Origin of the sequence: Sphingomonas paeninsulae (genome assembly GCF_003660165.1) — a bacterium.
In the GTDB taxonomy this organism is placed as follows: Bacteria; Pseudomonadota; Alphaproteobacteria; order Sphingomonadales; family Sphingomonadaceae; genus Sphingomonas_O; species Sphingomonas_O paeninsulae.
This window is the reverse complement of the sequence record NZ_CP032829.1, coordinates 1,878,846-1,899,159: the sequence shown is the minus strand read 5'-3', so window position 1 is coordinate 1,899,159 and position 20,314 is coordinate 1,878,846. Positions and strand designations below refer to the sequence as shown.

Genomic DNA, 20,314 nt, shown 5'->3' with positions numbered 1-20,314 from the left:
TGTCGCGCCAGCCCCGCGATTGAGCCTTGTCGAAGGTCGTGATTTGTGACACTAAAAACCGCAGGTGTGGGGGTTCCGTCTTTGAAAATTCTGTCGTTTTTGGCCTTGAGCGCGTCGGTAACCACGCTGATCATGGCAACGCCCGCCGCCGCACAAACGGTAATTTCAGGTCAGGGCGTCGCCGATCGCGCGCGGCCCGACTACGACCCGCTCGGAACACCGCTGGGGTCGTTCACGCTCCTTCCTGCGGTAACCGCAACCGCCTCTGCCACGAACAATTATCTCGCAACCGACACCGATCAGCGCAGCGATGTCTATCTGTCTGTGACACCCGAAGTCGTCGTGCGCAGCAACTGGTCGCGAAACCAGCTTCAGGGCCGGGTGTATGTGACACAGGACGTTCACGCCAACCTCACAAGCGAAAACGCGACCCAATATGGCGCGTCGCTGGCCGGAGCGTATGACATCTCGCGTGAGACTCAAGTACGTGCCGATGTGTCCGCCGGTAGATTTGTTGAGAGCCGCTCCAGCCTTGGAAGTTTCCAGGGCTCGGTGGAGCCGGTTCGTTACGAAGTTTATCACGCTGGCATTGGCGCTTCCCGCAGTTTCAACGAGCTGTCACTCAACGCGAATACTTCGGTGGAGTATCACAACTATCACGACGCAGAGCTTGCTGGCGGACTCGTCGTCGATCAGAACTTTCGCGACGATCGCGTAATCAGCGTCGGCGGCAGTGCGCAATACGACCTGCGCAACGGCCTTGGCCTGATCTTTACCGCTCGCTATGATGACGATCTCTACAACGTTCGTCCGGGCAAACCGAGCTTTCTGCCCGGAGACATCAACCGCGACTCTACGGGGCTGACTCTACAGGGTGGTATCACTCTCGAACTGACCCGCCTTGTCTTCGGCAACGTGCAGGTCGGCTATCTCAGCCGCAAATATCACGATCCGCTTCTGAATAACGTGGGTGGCCTTTCCTACAATGCCGACGTGCTATGGAACGTCACACCGCTGACATCCATCCGCGTACGCGCAAGCCGTTCAGTCGAAGATTCGAGCTCACCTGACTTTGCCGGCAACACGCTCAGCGACTTCAGCATTTCGGTCGATCATGAACTATATCGCTACATCATAATCTCGGGGAACGCTGACTATGGGCACTTCACGCCCAATGGTATCGGCATAGGCGGGAACCAATATTCGGTCGGTGCCGGCGCACGCTATCTTATCAACCGGCATTTCTCCGTTAGCGGAAATGTCGGCTACGCGGCCCGCACATCGGACAGCACTTACCTTCGCTATAATGCGTTTACCGGCAGCATCGCGGTGCGCTTCGCCCTCTAAACGGCGGCGTTACTTCTGTGCGGTGCAGGTTATCGATTGCGGAAATAGACAGCGTTCGCCCTCACGGGTGAACCCGATCCAGTCGATATCCATTGCCACGGGGGTTTTCGATGGGTCGAACGCCCCCAGCCAGCCATCGACGTTCTTCGTTCCGTTCCACAGGGAAAGAAAGAATTGGCCGGGCGTGACGGGAAGGTCCGGCCCGTTGGATTCGCGGACCAGACGCCCGTCGATATACCATTTTATTCCGCGTGCAGACCAATCGAACACATAGTTATGAAAGCCGGTCGTCGCGTCATATCCCAGCGCGGGAACCGATTCACGGCCCCCGCGTCCACCAACATAATAGTTAAGTTGCACCGAACTGGTGGCCTTGCCCAGAAACTCGAAGTCGATCTCATCATGCACCGACGTCAGCGGCTGGCCCGAATAGGTAAACATTGCCGAATTGAGGCCAGACCCCCAGCCGTCCGAATGCGCGCTTCATAGACGCCATAACCCAGGCTGGCGTTGGTCTTGATTTCAGCACAGCGATAAGGCCGCAAACGATCCGTGGCCTTACCAAGTACCAGTTGCAGGATGCCCTTGGACACCGACACATTGTTGCGTGACCAGGTGCAACCCTGATGATCGCCGTTCGTCCAGCCGTCCGAAATATACCAGCGTCCGGTGTCGAGACGATCGAATGGGTCGAAGAACGAGCCGCCCGTTTGCGCTGCCACTTGCCGTCCATGCGTCTCGGGTGCTGCCATGATCGAACTGGTTGTCAAAAACGTGCAGAGACAGGCCGCAACCCGAATGAAACTCCGCTTCATGTCCGATCTCCCGATGTTCGATCAGTCTGTGCTCGATCAGTTGACGTAATAGCCTTTGAACTTCTTGTGGTAACCGTAAACATCTTCCTGTCCGGTACTTCCAAACTTGCGGATGTCGACCATTGTCAGCGCAACTCCAACGACCTTGGCCTGCGTTCCCATCAACAGGTCGAGGGCAGTATCGGCCGCACGCAACGACGTGCGCCGCCATCTCGCCAACAGGATTACTGCGTCCGCCTGACTCGCGACCGATCGTGCATCGGCAATCCCCAGCACTGGTGCTGTGTCGATTACCACATATTCAAACTGAGTGCGCAGAGCAGCGAGCAAAGGGCCGACGAGGCTGGGTGCCAGCAGGTCACGACCATCCTCGGGGGATCTGTGCGTGCCCAGAATCTTGAGATCGGTTGCGCTGTCAGTCAACAACGAGCTCTCGAGCGATGCGGTTCCTGCGAGAACATCCAACAGATGCCCCTCACGCCCCTCGAGCAGAATATCGCTCGCGGAATGGCGGCGGATGTCGCAGTCGACCAACACCGTTGAGGCGCCCGACATGGCGAGCGTCCGTGCAAGGCTAACCGCCGTCGTGGTCTTGCCTTCGCGCGGCAACGCCGACGTCACCGCAATCACTTTCGGTCGGCGATTACCGCGCAATGTTACCGAAGCTCGCAGACTTCGAAGAGCCTCGGCAAAGGTAGAGAGTGGATGCGAGACGATGTAATCATGCGGTTCTTCGGTACTGCGCAGCCCATCCAGCGTGGACTCGACATCTGGCACAGCGCCCAGATATCGCGCGCCCAATCGCCGTTCGACATCCAGCTTCGTCCGAATGCCGCCATCGAGAAACTCCGCAAGCGCTACCGCAAGCAGCGCTGCAGTCAGCGCCGACATCAGCCCTACAAGGTAAGCCAGCCGGACATTGGGCGAAGATGGTGCGGTTGCAGCCACAGCGGGCGAAGACAGCGATGCCAGCGGCCGCTCGATACCGTCGCGCGCTGCCGTGCCGCGTGACTTGTTGAGGAACGCTTCATAAATCGTCCGCGCAGCAATCGCCTTACGCTCCAACTCCATATAGCCGACCTGTGCCGACGCGTTTCCGGCAAGCTTCGAGCGGGACTGGCTCTGGCTCGACAATAGCGATGACAGGCCTGACGAAGCTACGTTCACCTCTGCTTCGAGGCTCGAAAGAATGCGGTCGATTTCGAGCTGGATCTGACGCTGGACGTCGGCCAGTCGCTGCTCCTCCTGTGCGATCGCCGGGTGGCGTGGGCCATAACGCGAATGCAATTGTGCGAGCGTCCGGCTACTGTCAGCCTCCTGCTGACGCAGCGCGCCGATCGTTCCGGAACTCAGCGCCGATGCGACATCGCCGCCGCCGCCGCCCTTGGTCAACTGTCGCCGCGCCGCCGCAAGGCGACCCTGCCGCTCCGCAAGCGCAGCGCGGGAGGCCGCAACCTGTTGATTGAGCGTCGATGCCTCCTGCTCAGCCATCGTCGCGCCTTCGGAACTCATCAGTCCGTTGGCGATCTTGTACATCTGAAGATTGCGATCGGCAGTCTCGGCTTCGCCCCGCAATTGGCCCAGACGGCTGTCGATCTGCGCATTCTCCTGCTGATCCTCCGCTTGTTTCGCGGTGGAAATGCTCAACAAATACTGATTTACATATTCATTGGCGATCCGCGCCGATTGGGCCGGTGAACGGGTCGAAACGGCAATCTCGATCAGCGAAGTCTGACCTGCACGACGAATATTGACGGCCGACTGCAATCGTTGTGCCGAAGTCGCCAGACGCATACGGATTTGCGCAGGGGACGGTGCCTCGACCTGGTCCGATGCTCCTCCGCCGAATTGCGCATCCTCGGTCAGGCCAAGCGCCGCCACGACCTTTTCCGAAAGCTGCGCAGAATCAAGAACCAGTATCTGGGTGTCGATGAAATCGGCAGGTGCCGCCTGATCGGGCTGCGCCACTTCCTTTGGCATCACGATATCGGCTTTGCGCGGCTCGATCAGGACCGACGCAGTCGATGTGTAAAGCTTTGGTGCAAACGTCGCATAGGCAATCGCCGCCCCCATAATGAATGCGAACACGATCACGAACGTCCAGATTCGCCGCCAGAATATAATCAGCAGCGATCGGGGATCGGGAAGGAGGGAGCTGTTGCCGACCGCGGATTCGGCTGTTTCAAGGGTGGCTTGAGGTTCAGCGACGTCGGGATGTGGTTCCGCAGGTATTAGCGTCAAATTTCGTATCCCATCGTCGGGCCAGCCGTTGTGCGCCAGCGATTACTGATTGCTTAGCGCATGATACTGGACTTGGCCTGCAAAAAGAACGCCAAAATATGGTAAACTGTCTGGTAAATCTTCACACTGACCGATGAATTGCATTATTGGCCAGTTCGCTTATCGGAGCGTGTGCCGTAGCGCAGGAGCAATAATGTGCATTCGGTAGGAGCGACGATCGAGCGGCGGCAGGGCCGCATGCCCGGCCTGATCCAATGTCGCGTCCTTGTGGTCCTCGGGCTGATCGCGTGCCATAGCTTCGAGGTTAGCGATAGCGTGGCGCTTCTGACGACCCGGCCTTTCTGGGTTTTGCCGTCTTTCTTCTGCGACGCGCTCTTTGCGCTGCTGGGGTTCTCAATCGCCCAAAGCCGCGAGCGTCACGGTCTTTCGGCATTCGTCTCGGCCCGCCTGCGCCGGACGGTGCCCGCCTATATATTTGTCATTCTGGCCGCCGCTTTCATAATAGGCCCGCTGACGACAAGCAGTTCGCTCAGGAGTTACATGTCGGATTCCGACCTCTGGATATACCTCCTCAACCTGGTCGGCATTCCACAATTCTCTTTGCCCGGCGTGTTCGATTTCAACTCACTGCCATCGATCGTCAACGCGATCGTCTGGACGGTGCCGGTATATCTCGTCCTGTTGCTGACCGCAGCGGTCATGAAACAGGATCGGCGCATGACGCTCTTGCTGCCGTTTGGGCTGGCCTTTGTGATCCTCGCGACCTGTCTTACGCTCCAGCTAACCGATCATCAGCCTTCGACACTTATCGGCTTTTCCAATTATGTCCTCGGCGGTCAGGCACCGGGCACTCTTCTCAGTGGGCTGGCCGGCGTCCTCACCTACCGGTTTCGCAATCGCGTTCCCCGTGGCCGCCGCCTTGCAACCGGAGCTGCGCTGTTGCTTGCGGCGATCGCACTGGGGGGCAATGCTGGCTGGCTCGCAAAGCCGCTGTTCTACTGCCTCTCCGCCCTGCCAGTGGCTTATCTCTCGATCTATTTGTGTCTCCGCCCGCTACCGTATCAGGCAATATCCGACCGCCTGCGCCCGCTCTTGCCCGGACTTTACCTTTACAGCTTCCCGGTCCAGCAGCTTGCGGTCGCGGTCGGCCCTCGTGATCAGCTGGGACTGACCAATCTCCTGATAAGCCTGCCGGTTACGATCGCAATTGCAGCGGTATCGTCACGGTTTCTGGAAAACCCCCTTTTGATGCCGCATCAAAAGAAACAGGGTGCCGCACTGGCCGCCGATACGCGACAGGACGTCAGGAAATTACGCAGGTCGTTCGCCACGCAGATGCGCAAAAACTTTGCCGGAATCGTCGGCCTCAGCCTGTTCCTGATCATCGTCACCGGAGTAATGGCGATGCTTTATCTGGCAATGCAAAAAGACGCGGGCGGAGTTTGATTTCCCGCCTCGATTTTAACGAATGTTTTACAATTTCGGCCCAAGATCACGGACATGGCAGCTCAGCGTAAACCCAGTCCATATCGTGAAAGTTTCGGCGCTCCTTCGGACGCCCTGTCGCACGATATTTCGGACGCATTGCACCCGATGCATGTCGAGCTCGCCCGTCGGATTACAGCGGGTCGCCAGGTTGAGCAAAAGCAATGGTCACGTCCGGCCCGGATGGCGTTTATCTTTTATGCCGCCGTGGCATGCTGGGGGCTGATCGGCCTCGCGGTGTACATGACCGTCCGTTCGGTCTGAATAACCTAAAACGGGCCTAAAAAGAGGACAGTATCGGGACAATGCCTTAAAGAGGGGCAATGGAGTCCGGCGCGCGCCCTTCAGCAACATTCAGCACGGCCGATGGTCGCGAACTGCGCATTTACGCGGTCGGTGACATTCACGGCCGTCTCGATCTGCTCGATGACCTGATCCACCGCATCGGTGCCGACGTTTCTGCCAGACCGGACATTTCCACGCGCATTATCATCCTCGGCGATTTTATCGATCGTGGTCCCGCCTCGGCAAAGATCATCGAACTGCTAATCCAGCTCAAAACCGACCCGCACGTCATCGTCCTGCGGGGGAACCATGAAACGACGATGCTCGATGCCCTTGGGGGCAATCATTTGGCGATGGATCTCTGGCTCGAACACGGCGGCCTCGCCACGCTCAAAAGTTTTCACGCAGATCTCACCAAAGTCGAAACCGATGATAGCCGGGCAATGATAAAACTCGCACGCCGCGTCATTCCCCGACGGGTAATCGTCTGGCTTCGTAGATTACCCACGTACATCCAGTTCGGCCAATATTACTTCGTCCACGCCGGAATCAGGCCGGGGGTTCTGCTTCAGGACCAATGCGACGAAGATCGCCTCTGGGTTCGCGACGACTTCACCAACAATTCGGACGATCATGGCGCGATAATCGTGCACGGCCACACCATATACGAAAATGGTATCTTCTTTGGGAGAAACCGTATCGGCGTGGACACGGGTGCCTATCGAACCGGTCTGTTATCAGCGGTAGCGCTTCAGGGCGATCAATGCTGGATCGTCGATACGAGCGCTCAGGCGAAAGCTTAGTAAGCGCCCCGTGCCATGCACACGGCAGGGATTGTTTTCACGATAATCAGCAAATCTTTCACCGCCGACTTGGTCCGCACATAGGCGACATCGCAGGCCACGCGCCGACGATAGCTCGTCTCGTTACGCCCACTGATCTGCCACAGCCCGGTAATGCCGGGACGCACTTCGCAATAGGTCTGGATATAGCGGCCATAGCGCCGTGCTTCGGCGGCGACGATCGGACGGGGTCCGACGATGCTCATGCTTCCGGCAAGCACGTTGAACAACTGTGGCAGTTCGTCGAGGCTCGTCTTGCGCAAGAAACGGCCTACGAAACTTACCCGTGGATCGCTCCGCAATTTATGTTCGCGTTCCCAGCCATCACGCGCGACAGGATCATTGGCGAGCACATCGGCAAGGAGCTGTTCGGCATCGACGTACATCGTTCGAAACTTCAGACAGGTGAATAACTCGCCACCCTGTCCCAGTCGCATCTGCCGGAACAGTACGGGTCCACCCGAGATCATGATCGCAAGAGCGACCAAAATCATCAAGGGTGCGAAAAAGAGAAGCGCCGCCAGAGCGATGGAGATGTCGAGAAGGCGGTTCGCAACACCCGTATCAGCACGATCACCAACCGATTTTTGCGATAGCCGGGTGTTCTGGGCGGGCATCGGTCCGTATCCCACAAAAAGGCGTACATCAGATGGTGGTGAGCCGAACGTGTTAAACATCGCAGATCTCCCCCCAGACGTCGGTGTGAGTCGGTGCACATGATGTTGCAGCGCAAAACTCTATCTCACCATGCGGCGATTCGAACAACCCGCGCACCCTCTATAAATTCAGTAAGTTAACACTCTTTGTCTCGTTTTGACGCGCATTCGTCTCATTTACGAAAAGCGAGACGGGCCCACACCGTCCTATGACGCGACGCGGCACGACAAAACGTCTCAATCCGTTCCGGGAATCGCCAGCGTACTTGCCGCGGAAAGGCATTGCGTCTTGTTCGGCCGATTGATCTGATCGCAATTCCAAAGGGCACGATCGCCCTTGCCCTCATGCTGTGTGAAGTAAAAAGTCAGCGACTGCCGCTCGTCGTCGGTCAGCGGCACATTGTGCGCCATCTTCGTCGCTTCTCTCCAGCCCAGCACGGCGCAGTTCGGCTTGTTCTTGCAAAGCGCAACCGCAGCGGTAGCATAATTCCCCGGAAACGTAGCCGCATCCAGTTGCAGGAAATATCGGTTCGCGTCGGCACCCTGCCCGACACCCTGCCCACGCACGACGGCCCCGCGCAATGACTTCTCGCGGACTCCTTCGATCACCAGCGCAGGCGGAGGCGTGACGACGCTCGATGTGGGCACGACACCCGGAACGGCCATTGCGGCAAGATCGGGATTTGCCAGCGCATGTGCTGGCGACAGACGGGCCAATGCTGGAAGAAACGGCTCCTCTACACCGGCCTTGCGGGTGAACGCTCCCTTGGTGCCCCAAAATCCTTTCCATCGATAGAAAAGATGCGGCCCGACAACAGCCACCTTGTCGAGCGAACTTTGCCAATAGGGGACAACGTAATTGGCATGATAATGGGTGGCATAACCGACGTCGGCATCGACCGTGCCATCAATCGCCGCAGTACCGGCACTGCGCGCACGCGCCCAGCTTGCCGCAGAGGGCGTCCGCGCCAGCGCGCCGTCGCATGTGAACGTAAACTGGCACCCCGTGGAACGCTCCGAACCCTGGAAAACCACGCCGCACACCGTCGATGGAAAGGCGGGATGGCGCGCCCGATTCAGGATAACCTGTATCACCGCACGCTGATTGCTCGCGTCGTCGCCAGCTTCATACCATGCGGCCGCTGCCAGACAGTCGATTGCACGCTCGCGCGCATCGGGCTTGCCGACGAACCGATAAGCGCTGGCAGGGATGACCGGGGCCGCGACGATCGGCTGTTTGGCGTTGAAATCCCGCGCTGCCTCCGGGGGAATTTGGATCAGCCGCTGTTCCTCGACCACCGGGGGGGTCAGCAACGCAGTTTTGACTGCCGATTTCACAGGGACGCTGCGATGCTGCGACGACAATACCCATGCGGAAATGACGATCCCGACTGCGAGGATCATCGCGAGCACGAACGGTAAAGCGGCCTGCACCGCAGCCCAGCGTGGCCGCCAGCTCATGACTGGAAAACCGGCTGTCCGGGTAAGTTGATTTGTGCTTGGCATGGTCGGCTTGTTAGTCGAAATTCGCTCTCACGTCACGGTGGGACTATGGTAAACAGAGCCTCAATTTGGGTCACTTTGTCATGCAACCATCGCAGAAATGCAGCGTTTCAGCACGTCCCCGACCTCCCCATAAAAGGCCGCGCTGCCATGCGCGCCATCGACAAGCCGTGAGTCGACGACGCCTCCGAAATATTGATCGAGGCTCATAAAGGCGCAGGTGTTCGAGGCCGCCAATACCGCCGCCGTAACCAGATAATTCGCGACATTATTGTTCAGCGGAGCAATGCAACGGTGCGGAAAAACCAGAAGCACATCGCCCGAAAGCTTTGCCGTATTGATGATCGTCTGCAACGATCCCGCATAGGCGGCAGTCGATACGCCCCCCGCCATATCGTTCAGCCCGCAATTTACGATGGTCAGATCGGGAGCATCGAACGCCAGCGCCCCGTTGTTGGTCCATCCTTCGGAACTGATGTCCGCCTGCTGCGCTGCCGACGCGCCCAGCGAAGTATGGACGAGCATATCGATCGCCCTGACCCCCGATGCAAAGCCGAGGATCGACCGGATACCAGCGCCGCTGGACGCGCTCGATGTGCATGAAAGCGTATGCACGCCTGTGGTCGATGCAGTGATTATCGCGCGGCTGAACCCGGTCCCGCCCGCAGCGACAACGGTATTGCCCACCGTCGTCGCACTGGGAGAGCCAGTAAATTTGTCGATGACGATCGATTGCGGCGCGATTCCGTCGATCAGGAAAGTCAGTATATTCGCGCTGAGGTTGTAGATCACGACTTCGAAAATGTTGACGCTCGCCGTCGGCGTGAAGCTGAAAACGCCCGTGCCGGGACTATAATAAGACCCACCGGGCAAGGACTGAAAAACCGCAAAACTCCCGGCAGGTGCGCCGATCGCAAAGCGCGTGTCGTAGCTGACGAACGGAAACTTGCCTGCCTGATTCATGCCATTGTCACCGACCATTGCATTATCGAGCGCAGGCGTGCCGCTCGCCGACAACAGGCCGGCCAACACCGCTGGCACCCGGTTGGCCCGCGCACCCGCCAGATAATAGGGCGCTCCCGTGCCGCAGCCCTGCCCGACCGTGGTGCTGTCCCCCTTCCAGACGATTCGCCCGCGCGCCGTGCCCGCTCTCACGCGTGCGACCATGGTTTTCAGCGCCCCATTGGTCGAACCATTGAGGGCAAAGCCGACGGGATTGGGCACTGAGACCACCTCGCCGCCCGATCGTCGGCGCCTGCCGGTTCCAAAGCCGAAACCGCGCATCAACCCAGACCCACGATGTCGGCTGCGGTCGTGCCCGTAACCCGAACATAGCGCGCCCGAATATCGAGTATCTGGCCGTTGCCGACATTCTTCAACACGACATCGGCAGCGCCATCGACTCCGCGCAGCGTGATGTTGCCGCCGGTCCCCACATAAATCGCCTTCGGGATGGTCGCGAGTTCGTTGGTGTCGTGCGGCAGGATCGCAAAGGGCGCGCGCGATGCCGCAGTGATATTGTCGAACGAGGATTGAAACTGATCGATGCTCATGGCTTTTCCCTGAAAACGGCGTGTGGCGAGCAGTTCGGAAAAGGCCCCGAATCACTGTGTTCGTGATATGTTCCTTTGCGCGCTGTAGGACAGGGGTTTGTTGTTACCGCCGAAATAAGATGCGTCGCAGGAAACCAAGTCCCCACGCCATGTGCATCGTCGCCGCCGCAATTCCGGCCGCCAGAGCACAGCCGCCGCCGTGACGCGCGCCGATCACCACGCCGCCCAGCAAACAGGCGAACAACCAGATCAGCAGCGGGGCCGCAAACACCGGATGGACCGGGGTCAGCAGCGCCAGAAACCCCGCAACCGGCACCGCGAGCGGCAAGGTCTGACGCAGTTTCGGGCGCATATTGTGGAGCGTCAGCGTCCGCGCGCGACCGCTCCCGTAATTCCAATATTGCCGCCACAACGCGGGGATCGAGCTGCGCGGATAATAATAAAGCGCCAGTTTTGGTTCGAGCCAGATCCGCGCACCCGCTTTCGCCATCCGCATATCGAGTTCGGCATCCTCGTTGTGCGACATGTCCTCCCGATATCCGCCGACTTTGTTGAACATCGCAATGTCGATCAGCGCATGATGCCCATGATCCACGAACGCCCCTTTCCCGACATGGCGATGCGGCGAACCTCCTGTTCCCAAACGAGAATTTTGCGCCGTGGCCGCCGCAACCTGAAAGCAGTTTTCACCCCTGCTGACCATCGGCACAACCACCGAAGTCACCTTTTGCTCAGCGGCAACAGCTATCAGATCACGAACGTAATTCTCAGGGTAAGTGCAGTGTGCATCCAGCCGAATCAGCCAGCACTCGTCTGCACCAAATTGCCGAACCGCCAAATTTATCCCCGCCGACTGAATCCGCGCCGGATTGTCTAATAAAACCACCCGCGAATTATCCCGGGCGAACTGCTCCACAATCTCGCGGCTCCCATCGGTGCTCCCGCCATCCGCCACGACAATCCGCATCCCCAAAGTCTGCGCGAGCTGCTGGGTGAGCAGTCCCGGCAATGCCGCCGCCTCGTTCAAACACGGGATCACGATCAGCACCTCGGCAGGCGTCATCGACCAGCCACTGCATGGAGCAGTTTATCGCAATCCGAACGATCGGCGATCAGTGCCTCACGCGGTATCGCTGCAACGGCCTGATAAAGTTTCGCATATCCTGCCAAGTCCAGATTCTCGAACATCGCCGCCATCCCCTCGACCCCGACCGTGTCATCGATCAGCCAGCCAGCATCATACCGGGCCAGCCAACGCCCGGTCTCGACCGACTTCAACGCGATCGGCACAGCTCCGAAACCGCTTGCCTCGTACAGTCGGTTCGGGAGAAGCCAGCTCGAATTCAAACCTTCCTCGAAATAATCGATGGCCCAGGCAAAATGGCACTGCGCATAAAGCGTGCCCAGATCCTCGGGCGTGAACGAACCTACAAATGTACAGTTCGGAGACCGCTCGACCAGCGCCGCAAAATCATCGAACACAGCCGGACTGGAGCGCCCCGCGATGAGTATTCTGACCCGGCCATCCGACCCGGCAGCCAGAGCGGCCAGCGTGTCGAACGTCCGGCGACACCGCAGATTGCCAAACCACCCAATCGTCCACGGCGGCCCCGCCAAAGCACCTTGCTCGGCATGAGGCTCCGCCTCGAGTGTCAGCACCTTGTTTTCGACCAACAGGATCGGCGCGCCGAAACCCGGCTTCTTCGAGAAATACTCGCGAACAAAGGCAGGCGAAGAAACGATGAGCAGGTCTATCGATTTGAGCAGCGCCGACTCAATGCGCTGTATAATCCGGTGGGGGACCGAACTTCCCAGAAGCGACCGATGAATATCGAGGCATTCATAAACCAGCCGCGCGGTCGGCACCTCACGACGCGCCCGGACCGCCAGCGCCAGCGATTCCAGATTGCGCGCGATAATCACATCGGGTCGACCCATGCCTTCCAGCATTGTCTTCGGCCGCAGCAAATTTCTGAAAACCACCATCGCACGCTGTAAAAGCCTGGCATCGGCTGTCCGCCCGAGATCGACGACCCGCGCGCCAGAGACCGTTTTGGGCAAGCGATCATCCCGGCGAAACCCGGCAACCGTCACTGCGGCTCCTGCGGCCCGCAACATCGTCACTCGCCGGGCAACGGCAGCGTCGTTCACATCGTGTACGAAATAGGCAATCTTAATCGACGCATTTCGGCCAGCGTTCAGGGACAATCCGTCAATCTCGTCGCTCACTGAAACCCGCCTTCTCGACCGCACACGCATTTTAGCGTCGTCCGCTTAACAAGCCACAACGATGCGCACCAAACATTGATAAACCTGCTCCACCATCAACGCTTGAAGCATATCGGCAGGCTGCTAGGCCGTCTCACCAGAGACTGTCGTAATGAAAAGAACCGACGCAGCCATGACCGAACCGCAAAAAGTCTGCGTCATCATCGCCGCGTACAATGCCGCCGCCACGATCGGACGCGCAATCCAATCTGCGCTGGCGGAACCGGAAGTCGCCGAAGTTTTCGTCATCGACGATTGCTCGACAGACACCACCGTCAACGCCGCGCGAACGGCGGACGATGGCACCCACCGGCTAACCGTCGCCTCGCTGGAAAAAAATTCCGGGCCGAGTGCCGCCAGAAATTTGGCAATCGCGAGAAGCCGATCACCCTTCATCGCGGTCCTAGATTCGGACGACTTCTTCCTTCCGGGCCGCTTTACCGCCCTATTTGCGGAACCCGACTGGGACATTATCGCCGACAACATCGTCTTCGTGGATGAGCGCGCCGCCATGGCGATCGACCCAGTCGCAGTCGCCACTCACAAAATTACGCCGCGCCAACTGACAGCCGCGACATTTGTCGAGGGCTGCATCACCTATGCCGACCGCTACAAGGGCGAACTGGGCTTCCTGAAAGCGGTATTTCGCCGAGCCTTCCTCGATAAGCACGACCTCCGCTATTCCGAAAATCTGCGCCTTGCAGAAGATTACGAGCTGTATGCACGCGCACTCATGCTCGGTGCACGATTCACGGTTGCGCCGGACTGTTATTACGTTGCCGTAGAACGCGAAGACTCACTGAGCGCCGTTCACACCGTTCGCGATCTGACCAATCTCGAGCAGGCCGATCGAATGCTGATCGCGTCTGCGCCAGCCAGTGCGGACCTGAACTTTCAATTGAAGCGCCATTACGCCCAGATCATCGGGAAGCAGCGTCACCGGGCATTGCTTGATCGAAAACACGACGTGGGGATATTGAAAGCTCTTTCCGAACAGGCCGATCACCCCTTTCAGTTGGGCAAAACCATGCTCGCCATCTCGCGCGACAAATTGCGCGCAGCAGCGCTATGGCCTACACCTACAGCACCGCCCCCTCGCAAAAACGGTCTGCGATTTCTCCTGTCAGACTAACCCATCATCCGACGCAACCGTCCTGCGAGCCAGTCGATAAAGGCCGGTCGGCTCGAACGTTCCAGCTTCCACGCCAAGGCGCGCCGGGCGATAAAAAGCGGCGTGAACCCTGCGACCAGAAACATTCCCGCATGGGTCGTCCGGCGCTTCATTGACATTGTCGAAGCAAAAGCCGCTCGCGCTCCTGCGACAGCAATGGCCGGACGACGATCGTCGGCATAGGGGTGCTGTGGCCGGTCGAAACAAAGCGACGCGATGCGCTGCTCCAGATGAGTGGCATCATGCATCCCCGGCTCTGCGCCGATCGCGATGCCCTGACGCCCACCATGGTGACGAAGCGCAATATAGCGCTGTTCGTCATGGTCGATTCGCCACCGCGCCCGCTTTGCCATGTTGGCGGCGAACCCGCTGTGGTTGCTGTCATGCCGACGATAAGCCCCGATCGGCTTTTCAATCACGGCCAACTCCCCATAAAGCGGGGCAACCGTCGCCAGATATCCATCGGCAGAACGGTCGAACGCGCGCTCGGGTATGGGCATCACCTGTTCCAGCGCGCTGCGAGCAAATGCAAGCCCGGTCGTGACCGTCGTGGAATACCGCCCGCGCAACGCCAACGCCGCACTGACATCGCCGCTGTCCAGTTGCACTTCGTAGGGAGGAAAGACATCTTCGACAGTTCCGCTCACATCAACCAGATCGAGTCGGGCCTGTACCTGGGCGATGTTGTCCGACCATGCTGCAACGACACGACGCGCCGCATCGAGATAGAGGAAGTCATCAGCGTCGAGGAACATGACGATCGCTCCCGCCGACTGAGCAAACCCGGAATTGACCGCAGCCGACATGCCGCCATTTTCAGGGCGATAAATCGATTTGATACGGTTGCCGTAGGATTGCATGATTTCAGCCGAGGCATCGGTCGAACAGTCATCGACCACGATCGTCTCACAATGCGGCCAGTCTTGTCCCAGCGCGCTGTCGATCGCCTCATTCAGGAAGGCGGCGTAGTTGAAATTTACGATTACGATCGAAACAAAAAGATCAGTCAATTTTGCACCTGCGACTCGGAAGGCGAAGCGACAAAAATGCGTGATCCGGCCGCTGAACCACCCCTCTCGTCGCCAAGCGTGACAAAATTGTTAACCAACATATTGCATATTTCTTACGTTCGGACTATTCTCGAAACGGGACATCCTAATCGGTGCCCCTAAAAAACGGTCGTGAGGATGATTGGCTTGGAAAGCAACGCATTCAGTCGCCAGTTCTCGTCTGGTTTCAATTTGGCAAATTCCGATTTGATCAATGGCGAATGGCATACATCATTGGATTCCGCATCATTTGGTCCTGCCCTATCGTTCGAAGCATTGTCTTCCGCGGTAGTTTTCAACAGCGCCTTGTGGATCGCAATCGCATTTGTTGCCAAAAACTGGTTAGTATAACGTAATTTCGCGCCACCCCAAGTAGCGCGCGCAGGCGCCGGCATGCAGCGTGCCGCGTATGAGCGCCCTTCGCCAGCGCGCCGCCGCCGGCAACATAATGATCGTTATGCCGAGACACGCAGCAACTTTTGCCAGCGTAGCACCGAACAACAAAACCCGATTGCCACCACCCTCGATCATCGTTCGTGCATAGGTTTGCCCGTTGCGAAATGAGCGACGCGCAAGCCAGCGAAGATTTGCCCTTTCCTGCGGGACAGGATCATAAACGACAGCTTCCGGCGCATAGGCAATCCTGACCCCGTCACGCACGGCGCTTGAAAAGAAGACATCATCCTCTCCCCCGGTTCGACCCAGCGCCGGATCGAACCGCCGCCCCTCGAAAGCCGCCAAACGCATCAGTACGTTACAGGTATATCCCGTAACGATCGCTCCGCCCTGCCTGATGACTGGGCGCGTGGAGTGAAGGTCGGCACTCCGCACCCAGGCCGGAACATCGACCCAATATTGTGCAATCGCCGGCCCTAGAATGACATCAGCCCCCGTCTCGTCCAGTTTCGCCAACAGCGCCCCCAGCCAAAGCGGCGTTGCAACCTCGTCATCATCGATAAAGGCCACGAACGGTGCGGTCGCGTGATCGAGGCATGCATTACGGGCGATAGAGATGTTTTGCGCGGGCGCATGCACGTACAGGCAGTTCAGCGACAGGCGCGCAGCAGCAGCCTCGACCGTTGCTCTGGCGGTTGGCGCTGTATCGTTATCGGCAACGATTACCCTGATCCTGCAATCCCCGGGCAGTTGCTGACTTGCAATGGATTGTAGCGTTTCCTCAATCGACGCACGACGAAAAGTGCAGACCGCGACGTCTATCATCCGTTCAGTCGATCGCGCTTCGTTCAATCGATCTTCCTCAGCATTTACCTGCGAGATTTTAAACGGTGCGACGCAGAAGGGTTGGTAGCAAGGCAATATTTCGATAAGACCCAATCGGTAATACAGGTAAGTCGTTGCGCGCAAGGCATCGTTCGGCAGGCGCTTCTGGAGCGGTGGTAATATGGGCTGTTCGACGTGATCGACGAAAGCGGGCCGCACTTGGCCGATAATTCCCGGACGATAATGTATTTTTGCTACGGGCCCCAATCCCTGTACGAGCAAACATTGTATTCGATCCTGTCGCTGCTCCACATCACCGCCGGGCGAAAGCTCGATGCTCGTCTGGTCGTTTACTGCGATCGTCCTGCTGAATTTGCGGCGCTACCGGTCGAAATCGTGGAGCTTGAACAGCGGCAGCTCGATACTTGGCTTGGCCATTCGGACTATATCCACCGTCGGAAAACCTGCGCAATTACCGACGCGCTTAAACGGTTTGGCGGCAAGATTTTGTTTCTGGATTCGGACACCTACTGGACGCGCACGCCCGACAGGCTTTTCAGCCGGATCGGACCGAACCGCGCCTGCTTTCATATGAGAGAGGGCTATCTCCGCTCGACCGGAACGCCCTTCGACAATGCCCTACGTCACCAGTTGGAAACTCATGAATACCGATTGAAGTCGGGGGTTGCGGTTGTGGTCGACCCCACAACGATCATGTGGAACACCGGCGTTGTTGGGGTCGATAGCACCAACATCGAACTGATGGATGACGCGCTGGCCCTCAGCGACGAAATTTGGGCCGGTGCCGACCCAGCGGGCGCCTATAGCAAAAAAATCCACCATGCCGAACAATTTGCTATGGGCTATGCCTTTAGGGATTGCCGCCTCGCCGAAGCCGACGACGCGGTTTACCATTATTGGCCGAGCGCCGCGAAAGCCGCATTCGGTGCGATGTTACCAGATCTGGTCAGGTCGGGCGTCGCTGACCATTCGCCAGCGAATCTACGCCGCCTCTATGCACAGCGTCATCGCGACGACGGAACGCGAGCCACGGTCGAACGATGGAAAATGCGCGTCCGACAGTGGTCAATGTCACTTGGGATACCCGTTAACGGCGTGCGGCGCAGCGTTTGAGCGCCAATGGAGAACCAATGTTGCCGGACCCTTTAGGAGCCGCGATCGCCTGGATAAAGCGCACTCCGCCATACAATCTTGCCCGCTCCATCCGGCGGGGCGGCCCACCAGCCCATCGTGCCCCTGCCAAATGGGTGCGCGCTCCACGAATTGCCGCAGGGTCACGGGTTTGTATTTTTGTCCTGCTGGCCCGCGGCGGACGGTTGATGCCCCATAGCGTCGATCATGCGCGCGCCTGGCACGATGCTGGCTTCAAGGTCGTGACCGTCATTATCGTCGATTCGCTCATGTCACCTATCGATACGGCACACTTGGATTTTGCAAACGCTGTGCTGCTGCGCGTGAACAGCGGGTATGATTTCGGCGCATGGTCCGCTTCAATCAGGCTGCTCGGGCGATCAGTTCACCGATATTCGCTGCTCGTGACTGCAAATGACAGCGTCGTTGGTCCGTCCAATCGCTTTGCGGCAATGCTCGAGCGCGTCGATCGAATGGACGCCGATGTGATCGGATTGGTCGAAAGTGTGGAGGTGACACATCACTTTCTGAGCTTCCTTCTGTTCTTCAAACCGCGGGCGTTAAAATCACGCTTGTTCCGACAATTCTGGGAGGAGTTCGCACCGGTGACCGCGACTATGTGATCGACAATTACGAACTGCACTTGCGCGATCGCTTTGCGAAGGCTGGCCTGCGCGTTGGGGCGGTGCATCCAGTAGCTACGGAACCAGCAAATAATCCGACCCTGCACGCGTGGCGCGCACTGCTGGCCGACGGCTTCCCTTACATCAAAATTCAGTTGCTCCGCGCCAATCCCCACAATGCGTCGCTAAAAGGCTGGCTGACGACTGCGGAGCAGTACGGGTTCGACCCCATACGTTTGCAGCACCAACTTACGGAGTTGCAATTGCAGGACCGGCAGCCATGGGCATCAAACGACGAATCGCTCAATCCATAACTCCTGACTGCGATCGCGCGTTGCCACAGTAGAGCTTGGGAATTAAGCCGCACGGGACGTTCAGGGGGAACAGATGTCCAGCCCAGCCGCCGCTTTATTGAAAAAACTGGACACCGGACCTCGCGGACCGATCGTGCTGATGTTCTACGATGGCTATGAACTGAAGGCGCGGGCAAAGCTGGGTGAACGACTGTTCCACGATGCGCGCTGTGCAGCGCGGGCGGTGTGGCGGCGGTTAAAGGGCAAACAGGTCAACACAGGTTTTTATGCGGCATTCATCGCGCTTTGCGATGGATTGCGTCAGCTTGGTTGCGACGTTCGGATCAACGACTTTGGCGCCGCGCGCGCGCGACCGGGCTATCCGATCGGTCTGGCGGGTTATCCCGACGTTCTCGATCGCGCGGATTTGCCCAATCCCGTCATTTTCGGACCGGGCGACCCCGGTTATCCCGACACTGCGGGAGTCTGGGCCGCACAGGACAAGGTTAAGTTCGTCATCCAGCCATCCGACTGGTTCGTCGACTATTACCGGCCCTTTTGTGGCGACAAAATGCTTCGCTGCCCGGTCGGCATCGATGTTGCGCAACTTGCCGATACCAGCGGGTCGTCCAAATCGATCGATGTCCTGATCTACGACAAAATTCGCTGGCATCAGGATGTTCTGGTGCCCGCCGTTCGGGGGCGATTGATCGAAAAGCTCGAGGCCGAAGGCAAGACCTATCGAGTGCTGGAATACGGTAAACATACCCAGCAGATGTTCTTCGCAGCGCTGGAAGGATCGCGGTCGATGGCATTCCTGTGCGAACATGAAACACAGGGTCTCGCCTGCGAAGAAGCAATGGCGATGAATATTCCAATTTTTGCGTGGGAAGAGGAACGCTTGGTCGATCCGCGACAATTACCATTCGCGGCGCCCGACCTGAAGGTCAGCAGCGTTCCCTATTTCGATGAAACCTGCGGCGCGACGTTCAAGGTCGATCAATTGGAGAACGCTTTTGATGCCTTCTGGTCAAAGCTACCCAGCTACAAACCGCGAGCCTATGTAACGGCGAACCTTTCCCCGGAATCTACGGCGCTGGTTTATCTGAAAGCCTATGCGTCGATCGCCAAAGGGTAACTTCAGACACTGACTATTGAGCACCAGCAGGAGCAGCAAGCCCGGCACAAACGCGTAATTCCGCTTCAGGAGCGCCGCCGGTTTTGGCCGCCTTCGCACGCTCCGCACCGATTACCGCATCGGCTTGGGCTTCGCTCTTTCCGTCGGAAATCATTTCTTCTTTCGCGCGATAGCTCAATACTGCGGCTAGGGTCGCGAGATCCTTGGCATCCTTAGTCATGCCATCGCGAGTTTTCACAGCCTCGTAGGAAAGCAACATGATCGCTGCGCAACGCGGCATGGTCGGCGGTGGGAGCGACGGAACGCTGGCGTGCATCAGGGCGGCACATTTATCGATTTCTCCACGGTCGATCTTCGCCCGCTTCTGAAAATTCGCCACTTCCGCAAGGATCAAATCACGGACCTGCTCCTTGGTCCTTCCGGTCGTTTTCACCACATCCTCGCCCACAACAGTGGCATAGTCGGCACCGTCATCGTTGAGGTCGGGATAGTCGGTCCACCCATCACCCTGCTTCTGTTGATTCGCAACGATCGCGAGGCCCGCAACGCAGCGAATGGCGGTGGACTGCGCAGGAGTGATGGCTGCGACGCTGAGAGCAAACAGGATGAACATTCCCGCCTGATAGCGAACTCGCGGGGAGTTGCACCTGTCACAGTTCGCGGCGATAGCGC

21 protein-coding genes are annotated in these 20,314 nt (G+C 58.3%); 9 read left to right on the top strand and 12 right to left on the bottom strand.

Going from position 1 to position 20,314, the window contains the following annotated elements; all coding sequences use genetic code 11:
• Nucleotides 1–81: 81 nt before the first annotated feature.
• Nucleotides 82–1,347 (top strand): outer membrane beta-barrel protein, encoded by a 1,266-nt coding sequence (locus D3Y57_RS14755; RefSeq protein WP_121153792.1) that lies wholly within the window; start codon nt 82–84, stop codon nt 1,345–1,347.
• Between the two features lie 9 nt (nt 1,348–1,356).
• Here the strand turns inward: D3Y57_RS14755 and D3Y57_RS21185 are convergent, their stop codons facing one another.
• The 3 genes from D3Y57_RS21185 to D3Y57_RS14740 are packed head-to-tail and all read right to left on the bottom strand — an operon-like array spanning nt 1,357 to nt 4,403.
• The gene (locus D3Y57_RS21185) at nt 1,357–1,788 is read right to left on the bottom strand and encodes a family 16 glycosylhydrolase (RefSeq protein WP_121153790.1); all 432 of its coding nucleotides are present in this window, start codon (nt 1,786–1,788) and stop codon (nt 1,357–1,359) included.
• Complete coding sequence (locus tag D3Y57_RS21180; RefSeq protein ID WP_121153788.1) at nt 1,761–2,162, bottom strand: LamG domain-containing protein; 402 nt, start codon at nt 2,160–2,162, stop codon at nt 1,761–1,763. The genes D3Y57_RS21185 and D3Y57_RS21180 overlap by 28 nt, the downstream gene beginning before the upstream one ends.
• 36 nt (nt 2,163–2,198) lie before the next feature.
• On the bottom strand, nt 2,199–4,403 hold the full coding sequence (locus tag D3Y57_RS14740) for a GumC family protein (RefSeq protein WP_121153786.1): 2,205 nt from the start codon (nt 4,401–4,403) through the stop codon (nt 2,199–2,201).
• 195 nt (nt 4,404–4,598) lie between these two features.
• On the opposite strand from D3Y57_RS14740, the gene D3Y57_RS14735 reads away from it, so the two are divergent.
• The 3 genes from D3Y57_RS14735 to D3Y57_RS14725 are packed head-to-tail and all read left to right on the top strand — an operon-like array spanning nt 4,599 to nt 6,976.
• On the top strand, nt 4,599–5,849 hold the full coding sequence (locus D3Y57_RS14735; protein ID WP_121153784.1) for an acyltransferase family protein: 1,251 nt from the start codon (nt 4,599–4,601) through the stop codon (nt 5,847–5,849).
• A gap of 54 nt (nt 5,850–5,903) precedes the next feature.
• The gene (locus tag D3Y57_RS14730; protein ID WP_121153782.1) at nt 5,904–6,152 is read left to right on the top strand and encodes a hypothetical protein; all 249 of its coding nucleotides are present in this window, start codon (nt 5,904–5,906) and stop codon (nt 6,150–6,152) included.
• A gap of 59 nt (nt 6,153–6,211) precedes the next feature.
• On the top strand, nt 6,212–6,976 hold the full coding sequence (locus D3Y57_RS14725) for a metallophosphoesterase family protein (protein ID WP_121153780.1): 765 nt from the start codon (nt 6,212–6,214) through the stop codon (nt 6,974–6,976).
• Here the strand turns inward: D3Y57_RS14725 and D3Y57_RS14720 are convergent.
• The 6 genes from D3Y57_RS14720 to D3Y57_RS14695 form a co-directional block, all read right to left on the bottom strand.
• A complete protein-coding gene (locus D3Y57_RS14720) occupies nt 6,973–7,632 on the bottom strand; it encodes a sugar transferase (RefSeq protein WP_162987145.1) in 660 nt (219 codons plus the stop codon). The two genes, D3Y57_RS14725 and D3Y57_RS14720, sit on opposite strands and share 4 nt — an antisense overlap.
• Nucleotides 7,633–7,908: 276 nt before the next feature.
• Entirely contained in the window at nt 7,909–9,177 is a 1,269-nt protein-coding gene (locus D3Y57_RS14715; RefSeq protein ID WP_239025866.1) for a cell wall hydrolase, read from the bottom strand.
• 78 nt (nt 9,178–9,255) lie between these two features.
• A complete protein-coding gene (locus tag D3Y57_RS14710; protein ID WP_162987144.1) occupies nt 9,256–10,398 on the bottom strand; it encodes an SGNH/GDSL hydrolase family protein in 1,143 nt (380 codons plus the stop codon).
• 59 nt (nt 10,399–10,457) lie between these two features.
• Nucleotides 10,458–10,727 carry a spike base protein, RCAP_Rcc01079 family gene (locus D3Y57_RS14705; RefSeq protein WP_121153772.1) on the bottom strand — a complete coding sequence of 90 codons (270 nt, stop codon included), beginning with the start codon at nt 10,725–10,727 and terminating at the stop codon, nt 10,458–10,460.
• Between the two features lie 103 nt (nt 10,728–10,830).
• On the bottom strand, nt 10,831–11,790 hold the full coding sequence (locus D3Y57_RS14700; protein ID WP_121153769.1) for a glycosyltransferase family 2 protein: 960 nt from the start codon (nt 11,788–11,790) through the stop codon (nt 10,831–10,833).
• Nucleotides 11,787–12,956, bottom strand: coding sequence for a glycosyltransferase family 4 protein (locus tag D3Y57_RS14695; RefSeq protein WP_162987143.1), 1,170 nt, complete (start codon nt 12,954–12,956; stop codon nt 11,787–11,789). Before D3Y57_RS14695 ends, D3Y57_RS14700 begins: the two co-directional genes overlap by 4 nt.
• 151 nt (nt 12,957–13,107) lie before the next feature.
• On the opposite strand from D3Y57_RS14695, the gene D3Y57_RS14690 reads away from it, so the two are divergent.
• Nucleotides 13,108–14,127, top strand: coding sequence for a glycosyltransferase family 2 protein (locus D3Y57_RS14690; protein WP_121153765.1), 1,020 nt, complete (start codon nt 13,108–13,110; stop codon nt 14,125–14,127).
• On the opposite strand, the gene D3Y57_RS14685 is transcribed toward D3Y57_RS14690, so the two are convergent.
• The gene (locus tag D3Y57_RS14685) at nt 14,124–15,176 is read right to left on the bottom strand and encodes a glycosyltransferase family 2 protein (protein ID WP_121153763.1); all 1,053 of its coding nucleotides are present in this window, start codon (nt 15,174–15,176) and stop codon (nt 14,124–14,126) included. The genes D3Y57_RS14690 and D3Y57_RS14685 overlap by 4 nt on opposite strands.
• 381 nt (nt 15,177–15,557) lie before the next feature.
• Nucleotides 15,558–16,655 carry a glycosyltransferase family 2 protein gene (locus tag D3Y57_RS14675; RefSeq protein ID WP_205590067.1) on the bottom strand — a complete coding sequence of 366 codons (1,098 nt, stop codon included), beginning with the start codon at nt 16,653–16,655 and terminating at the stop codon, nt 15,558–15,560.
• Nucleotides 16,656–16,721: 66 nt separating this feature from the next.
• Between D3Y57_RS14675 and D3Y57_RS14670 the strand changes: the two genes are divergently transcribed.
• The 4 genes from D3Y57_RS14670 (at nt 16,722) to D3Y57_RS14655 (ending at nt 19,642) form a co-directional block, all read left to right on the top strand.
• Entirely contained in the window at nt 16,722–17,570 is an 849-nt protein-coding gene (locus D3Y57_RS14670; protein ID WP_121153759.1) for a hypothetical protein, read from the top strand.
• Nucleotides 17,571–17,587: 17 nt separating this feature from the next.
• A complete protein-coding gene (locus D3Y57_RS14665; RefSeq protein WP_121153757.1) occupies nt 17,588–18,211 on the top strand; it encodes a rhamnan synthesis F family protein in 624 nt (207 codons plus the stop codon).
• On the top strand, nt 18,208–18,525 hold the full coding sequence (locus D3Y57_RS14660) for a hypothetical protein (protein ID WP_121153755.1): 318 nt from the start codon (nt 18,208–18,210) through the stop codon (nt 18,523–18,525). The genes D3Y57_RS14665 and D3Y57_RS14660 overlap by 4 nt, the downstream gene beginning before the upstream one ends.
• 73 nt (nt 18,526–18,598) lie before the next feature.
• Nucleotides 18,599–19,642, top strand: coding sequence for a glycosyltransferase family 1 protein (locus D3Y57_RS14655; RefSeq protein WP_121153753.1), 1,044 nt, complete (start codon nt 18,599–18,601; stop codon nt 19,640–19,642).
• 13 nt (nt 19,643–19,655) lie between these two features.
• Here the strand turns inward: D3Y57_RS14655 and D3Y57_RS14650 are convergent, their stop codons facing one another.
• Nucleotides 19,656–20,255, bottom strand: coding sequence for a hypothetical protein (locus tag D3Y57_RS14650; RefSeq protein WP_121153751.1), 600 nt, complete (start codon nt 20,253–20,255; stop codon nt 19,656–19,658).
• Nucleotides 20,256–20,314 lie beyond the last annotated feature (59 nt).

Excerpts from the sequence above, each read along its gene's own strand:
- D3Y57_RS21185 (WP_121153790.1), bottom strand. The coding sequence starts at position 1,788 with ATGTTTACCTATTCGGGCCAGCCGCTGACGTCGGTGCATGATGAGATC.
- D3Y57_RS21180 (WP_121153788.1), bottom strand. The coding sequence starts at position 2,162 with ATGAAGCGGAGTTTCATTCGGGTTGCGGCCTGTCTCTGCACGTTTTTG.
- D3Y57_RS14730 (WP_121153782.1), top strand. The coding sequence starts at position 5,904 with ATGGCAGCTCAGCGTAAACCCAGTCCATATCGTGAAAGTTTCGGCGCT.
- D3Y57_RS14725 (WP_121153780.1), top strand. The coding sequence starts at position 6,212 with ATGGAGTCCGGCGCGCGCCCTTCAGCAACATTCAGCACGGCCGATGGT.
- D3Y57_RS14720 (WP_162987145.1), bottom strand. The coding sequence starts at position 7,632 with ATGCCCGCCCAGAACACCCGGCTATCGCAAAAATCGGTTGGTGATCGT.
- D3Y57_RS14715 (WP_239025866.1), bottom strand. The coding sequence starts at position 9,177 with ATGCCAAGCACAAATCAACTTACCCGGACAGCCGGTTTTCCAGTCATG.
- D3Y57_RS14705 (WP_121153772.1), bottom strand. The coding sequence starts at position 10,727 with ATGAGCATCGATCAGTTTCAATCCTCGTTCGACAATATCACTGCGGCA.
- D3Y57_RS14700 (WP_121153769.1), bottom strand. The coding sequence starts at position 11,790 with ATGACGCCTGCCGAGGTGCTGATCGTGATCCCGTGTTTGAACGAGGCG.
- D3Y57_RS14690 (WP_121153765.1), top strand. The coding sequence starts at position 13,108 with ATGAAAAGAACCGACGCAGCCATGACCGAACCGCAAAAAGTCTGCGTC.
- D3Y57_RS14665 (WP_121153757.1), top strand. The coding sequence starts at position 17,588 with ATGTTGCCGGACCCTTTAGGAGCCGCGATCGCCTGGATAAAGCGCACT.
- D3Y57_RS14655 (WP_121153753.1), top strand. The coding sequence starts at position 18,599 with ATGTCCAGCCCAGCCGCCGCTTTATTGAAAAAACTGGACACCGGACCT.
- D3Y57_RS14650 (WP_121153751.1), bottom strand. The coding sequence starts at position 20,255 with ATGTTCATCCTGTTTGCTCTCAGCGTCGCAGCCATCACTCCTGCGCAG.